The following is a 5,907-nucleotide window of genomic DNA, read 5'->3' as shown; positions in this document are numbered from 1 at the left end:
TATTTCCTCATTGATTTCCCAATCACGAAATTTCGCCTCTAAGTCTTCTTTCCGTGGAGAGGAAGAAGCTTTTGGTGGTGGTGGAGAAACAGATTTTACCCTTGTTTGATTATTCTTAGCAGTATTTTCCTGTTGTTGCTTAACACCAGTATCTTTTTTAGAGGAAGTTTGAACTCTCTCTGGCTGTGGCGAATATTTTATATTAGTATTACTGGATTTAGGTATTTCTTTATAAACTTGATAATTTGAGGATATTTTGACTTTTTCTAACTCTTGTAGCAACTGATTAAAACCGTTTTGTAACTGCTGCAAACTTTCACGCTTTTTAGTAATTTCTAGTGGTTCTTGACTAACTTCAAAAGAAATTACTTTTTCGACTTTCTGTTCATATTCAGTCAAAATAGATAACCCTTGACTACTGAAGCGAGATAAATAATCTTCAATTGCAGTTATACAAAGTTTAGCAACTTCCTGATGATAAGATTCATTTGCTAATTGTTCGTCTTGTTTTTGGATATTCTTGTTTAGCAAATAAGAAATACTCCCGACGACAGCAGCACCAACTGGGCCGCCTAACAACCAACCAATACCACCACCAACAGCGATAGAACCAGGTTCACTCAAATCATCAGTATTACTTGGCTTTGATGGTAATATTACTTGTGGTTCGCTAGGAAAGGGAATTATTAAATCTTGCGGTCGTTCTTCTTGGAAAAATTCGTAAGCTTGATAAAGCCATTTTACCACAGCAAATTGCAATTGAGTCAGGTCTTTTTTAAGAGTATTTGTTTGCCAAACTTTAAAGTTATTTTCTGCCAACGCAACTGCTGCATCAGCTTGATATTTTGTGAGTAGCTTGGGTAATGCTAGCCAATCGCGTAACTCTCCCACGCTAGTAGTAAAACCTTTATAAATTAAGTTAGCGGCTTTTCGTTTAATTTCAATTTTGCTATTTTCTTTATCATCAAAGGATTTTATTTCAATAGCAATCGGGTCAATTTTAGCTTTTAACAAGAGTTGGATTTGAGAAGCGATCGCTTGCACTCTTGGCAAACGCACACTACCACGATTTGGTTGCAAAATCCCCACAATATTTTGCAAAGCTGTTTCAAAAGCCGCTAACCCGCTACTATTGGCAGTAGCAACATCACCTTTTAACCTGGCTCTTAAAGCAGGTAAAGCATCAACACGATATAAATTACTAAAACCTGGAGGTAATTCGGCTCGAAAGCTTTCTGCAACAAACCGCAAGCGATTTTGAACTTGTTTTTGCTCGTCAGGTTCGAGTAAGTTAATAAAATTAGCAACAAATATAACTGTTTTAATACCGCGATCTAATAGCCAATCTCGTAAGTTTTCCCGCTCACCTAAAGTCATTAACTTACGTGCATCTAATAATTGTATAACTAAATCTGCACTTAATAATTGTTCTCGAACTAAATTATCTTGTTCGTCTCTATCATTCGTTCCTGGTAAATCGAGAAATTCTACACCTGTTTCCAAAAAAGGATGGGGACAAAAAACTTCCACAGATGCTATATCTTTTCGCATCTGCCTATTGCCATCAAGAATTGCAAATTGTTGTAAAACTTCTGTGCCACTGCGATAGATTTCTCTACCATCTACCAACATGATGCGAGTCCGTACATCAGAACCATACTTGACAGTAATCGCTGCGCCTGTAGTAGGGATTAAATCAATTGGTAAAGTGCGATTCCCTAGCATGGCATTCAGTAAGGTAGATTTGCCATGATTAAAGGGGCCAAATACCGCAATCCGAAAGCTAGGATTAACTAGATGATTGCAAATGGTAATTATATCTTGATGCAGTTGCGATTTGCGTTCTAAATTCAGTAACACAGATGCAGATTTGAGAGAATCTGCTAAATTTTTATAACCTTCATACTGTTGTTGCATAGTTCCCCTATTTTCCTCGTTCCCAGTTTCTAGCTGGGAACGAGAGTAATTAGCTATAGCAATCCTATTTGAGTTGTAAAAATTATCGAACCGCCAAGACGCCAAGAGCGCCAAGAGGAGAAGGAGAGAAGTTTACAAATCATTTAGGACTGCTATATATTAGCTATAGTACGCTAATAGATTGCTATACGCCGCCTCAATTTTTTGCAACTGAGCTATTACATTTTCCTGTAAGTTTTTTAACCGATTGAACTCACCCTCACGATTTATTTCGCGGGTTTGTTTCTGCTTGACTAGATTATCTAATTCAGATTTACGAGATACAATATCATCGTTAATCCGCTTACTCACTTCTCTTTCGTAAGAGTCAAAACACTCTTTCACGGCATTGTATACAACCTGAGATTGCTCATGCGCGATTTGGGGTAGATGTTTAACTAACTCTTTCTTCGCTGTTTTAACTAACTCTTTACGCGCTTGATCTGCTTGCAAAAATCCTACTCCCAAACCTAGCAGTGCAAACCCGATGGGGCCAAGAAAAATACCTGTCACTGCCGTAATTATCCCACCAACGCCAATTACAGTAAAATAGTTTAACAAGATATTTTTCCAATCAAATCCAGCGCCAGCTAGTGCTACGCCAGCAAGATTTCCCCTAGACAGGGATAACAATCCCATTGCCCATTTTGCCCATCCGGGAGAGTTATCTTCTTCAACAGTAGTAGTGGTATTTACCTTTACCTCATGTCCAGTGAGCTTTTCTGTTATTTGATCTGTGACTTGATTATAAGACGCGCCATATTGTGCAGCACTGCGAGAAAGTTCTTTAAAAGCTGCATTGATATCTTTTTCAGCAGTTAATGTCCAAGCAGCAGATTTGTCAGTGATATATTGCTCAAAGGCTTTTTGCAATGCAGTGTTAAATGCTTCTCGTTTACCACTACTGAGAAAATCAAACAGATTTAATTCCGGCTGATAACGTAAGAAATCGGTTTCAAAGGTATTACCTAAATTTAAAACGTAGCTACGAAAAGATTCAGAAATTGTTCTTGCTTGAGTGTCTCTTGTATTGATAATTTCTTTTTGGAATTCATCTCGAATACTCGTGAGTTTGTTAAACTCTGGTTCCACTGAATCAATCCGTTTTTTTAATTCATTTACATCTTGGTCAAGTAATGGTATACGTCTAGCAACTGCTTCGCGGGTATGATTGCAGGCAAGTCTTGCTAAGGTTCTGACTTGACGAAGTTCTGCGATCGCACGTTCTCTGGTAAGAAAAGTATTAAGCGCTTCCATAAACTTCGGAAAGCCAGTCCCCTCTAAATCAGCTTGGGGATTTTTTAACCGTCGTCTGAGTGCTTGAATAGACGAAAGCTCAAACACTCGTTCGTCATAAATATTCTGACCTTCTACAATACAATATTCTGCTAAATTCGCCTTAAATACTTGCCGTAATCTATTCTCAGATGCTTGTAATTCTTCGACATCATCAGGATCAATCAATGATTCTCGCACCTGATCCCAAGCATTAATTAAGAAGAAAACTGTCAACCCTCGACCTTTGATATAATTTTCTAAGTAGCGACGCTCACCCAAAGTACAAGGTTGAGAAGCTCTCATCACAAACAAAATTGCATGACAATTATTTACATAACCCAAAGATAATTCGTTTCGCGCTTCTGTATCATTCAATCCTGGACTATCGACAATTTCAATTCCCTTTTCTAGTAGCGTTAAGGGATACTCAACTACTGCATAATCAACATCGGGAAAAGCTTGTTTTTTCTCCTGCTCTAGTTTTTTAGCTTCAGCCGGATCAATGGTATATTTATATTTAAAATTTTGAAAGTCTAGCTGTTGCGGGCTTTTTCCATCATTAAAATGAATGGTAACTTTCTTTTCTGGCCCATAGCGTAAAACTGTTAACACTGCGGTACAAGGGTTAACATCGCTCGGCAATAAGTTTTCCCCAATTAATGCATTGAGAAACGTACTTTTTCCCCGTTTCATATCGCCCAATACCAAAAGGCGAAATACACCTTGTCGGAGGTTTTTACTAGCTACTGTAATATCTTCAATATCTCGTTCTAAACTGAGTTTACCTGATGAAGAGTCTCCAGCCAACTCAGCTTGATTAATTGTTTGGGCTAGATTACTCAAACATACAGAAATCTCCGATCGCACTTGAGCAACGCGCTCTAAATCTTGGATAAATCTGTCAGTTGCTACCCGATCACTCATAACAGTACACCTTTATTAAAGATTGGTTTTTTTAGATTCCAAAAATAATTTGTAAGACATCCACCCTAGCGCACTAACAATAATAAACCCAGCCAGCACTGAGGCTATCCTCACTGCAACCAGCGCTACCACACCAAGAACAAACAGCTTACCACCCAATATCACTTTGTTCATCCAAGGTTTTCGGGAATTTTCTGGCTGATGCTTCACAGTTTGATGAAAAGCCGCATCGGTAGCATGGATATTACTTTCCATTTCCCGGAGTCGCAATTCAACTTCTCGTTCTCGTAATATACGTTCTCGGTGTTCAAGTTCTTTTTCACGGTCGCTTTCAGATGTCATAGATATCCATCCCGTCTAAAACAATAAAAAGATGTCAGTATTCACTGCTTAATTATAGTGTATACTAACTTACGTAAATATTGAAAAAGCCCAGTAAAATTACTATTTTAATTTTCATTGCCTGCTAAACTTAAGCTAACGCGCCTACATATTGCACTATTTTCTGTGTAGACCGTCATTAGTCATTAGTCACTTGTACTGAGCGTAGTCGAAGTATTAGTCATTTGTGTTTACTAAGGACAAAGGACAATTGACTTTGGACAACCTCACCAGTTGATGTGCTTTTCTTTTTGCGTAACAGCTTATAGAGTTAGATTCCACAAAATGCACCTGCTTTCCAGAATCAAAGCGAAGTGCTTAACAGTGCGATCATGCGATGCCTGCGGTGGTCACTGAGCGGCTGGTGAGCGGAGTCGAACCATGCCGTTCGCGGAGCGTCTCGTAGAGAAGTGCGGGCTATTCGGCGTCGCAATAGGCATCATTCACTGTAAATGATGCCTAATTTTTGCCGGTTACGCCGTCTGTTTAGAAGCCGCTTTTGAGTCTGCGGTCGATTTTAACCGGGTAATGGTGGCTTTACGAATGCGATCGCTTTTGCGTACCCCGCCTGTCATCTCGTATTCCCGGCTGTCTTTGCCATACTTCAAGACCACACCACTGACTAAGCGTTCTGAAGTTTCGCGGATGGTCTTTTCAAGGGTTTTTATTTCTGCCTTTGCCGAGTCAAGGGCGGTTAGCATCATATTATACTGGTCAATCTGGTTGCGAAGTTGCCCGGTTAACTGGGTTAAATTGTTTAAACTGATGGAATTACCAAAGTCAAGGCTAGAATCAATCGATTTAAATCCGATTACTCTCTGTTCAGTTTTTTCTAGCACAGGAGAAGTTCTTTTTTTGCGTGGCATCAATGCACACCTTTTACTAAACTTATCTTTCTAGAGTGTCTCAATGGAACAATGTAGTGGTTCAGTAAAGCTTGCAAAAAAAGGTATTTTTTCTAATAAGATTGGATTGTTAGCTCAGTAATTACACGATGATAGACAACAAATTGTTGAGAATGGACTTGTGTTGTGAACGAATGGACTTGTGTTGTGAATGAACGGACTTGTGTTGTGAATGAATGGACTTGTGTTGTGAATGAACGGACTTGTGTTGTGAATGAACGGACTTGTGTTGTGAATGAACGGACTTGTGTTGTGAACGAATGGACTTGTGTTCTGAACGAATGGACTTGTGTTCTGAACAAATGGACTTGTGTTCTGAACTAACATATAAAACTCATATAGGACTACGATTTGATTTATGAAAAAATTCCGTACAACTCGAAAACCCTACAGCCCTATTCCCTACTCCCTACTCCCCACTCCCGGACTACGCAAATAATTTCAAAAATCAAATATGATTCCT

4 protein-coding genes are annotated in these 5,907 nt (G+C 39.0%); all 4 read right to left on the bottom strand.

Going from position 1 to position 5,907, the window contains the following annotated elements; translation table 11 throughout:
• A partial coding sequence (locus LC574_RS22630) for a dynamin family protein (protein ID WP_229455767.1) occupies positions 1–1,917 on the bottom strand: 1,917 nt, incomplete at its 3' end.
• Between the two features lie 159 nt (positions 1,918–2,076).
• Positions 2,077–4,158, bottom strand: a complete 2,082-nt coding sequence (locus LC574_RS22625) for a dynamin family protein (RefSeq protein WP_229455764.1) — start codon at positions 4,156–4,158, stop codon at positions 2,077–2,079.
• Between the two features lie 15 nt (positions 4,159–4,173).
• Positions 4,174–4,500, bottom strand: coding sequence for a DUF3040 domain-containing protein (locus tag LC574_RS22620; protein ID WP_229455762.1), 327 nt, complete (start codon positions 4,498–4,500; stop codon positions 4,174–4,176).
• A 512-nt stretch (positions 4,501–5,012) separates the two neighbouring features.
• Positions 5,013–5,405, bottom strand: a complete 393-nt coding sequence (locus tag LC574_RS22615; protein WP_229455759.1) for a hypothetical protein — start codon at positions 5,403–5,405, stop codon at positions 5,013–5,015.
• Positions 5,406–5,907: the final 502 nt, after the last annotated feature.

Source organism: Nostoc sp. CHAB 5715 (assembly GCF_020829685.1).
Lineage (GTDB): Bacteria > Cyanobacteriota > Cyanobacteriia > Cyanobacteriales > Nostocaceae > Nostoc.
The sequence above is the reverse complement of the archived record's forward strand: the minus strand, read 5'-3'. Positions and strand labels throughout refer to the sequence as shown.

What these genes read in the sequence shown, in the direction of transcription:
- LC574_RS22625 (WP_229455764.1), bottom strand. Translation starts at nt 4,158, where the DNA reads ATGAGTGATCGGGTAGCAACTGACAGATTTATCCAAGATTTAGAGCGC.
- LC574_RS22620 (WP_229455762.1), bottom strand. Translation starts at nt 4,500, where the DNA reads ATGACATCTGAAAGCGACCGTGAAAAAGAACTTGAACACCGAGAACGT.
- LC574_RS22615 (WP_229455759.1), bottom strand. Translation starts at nt 5,405, where the DNA reads ATGCCACGCAAAAAAAGAACTTCTCCTGTGCTAGAAAAAACTGAACAG.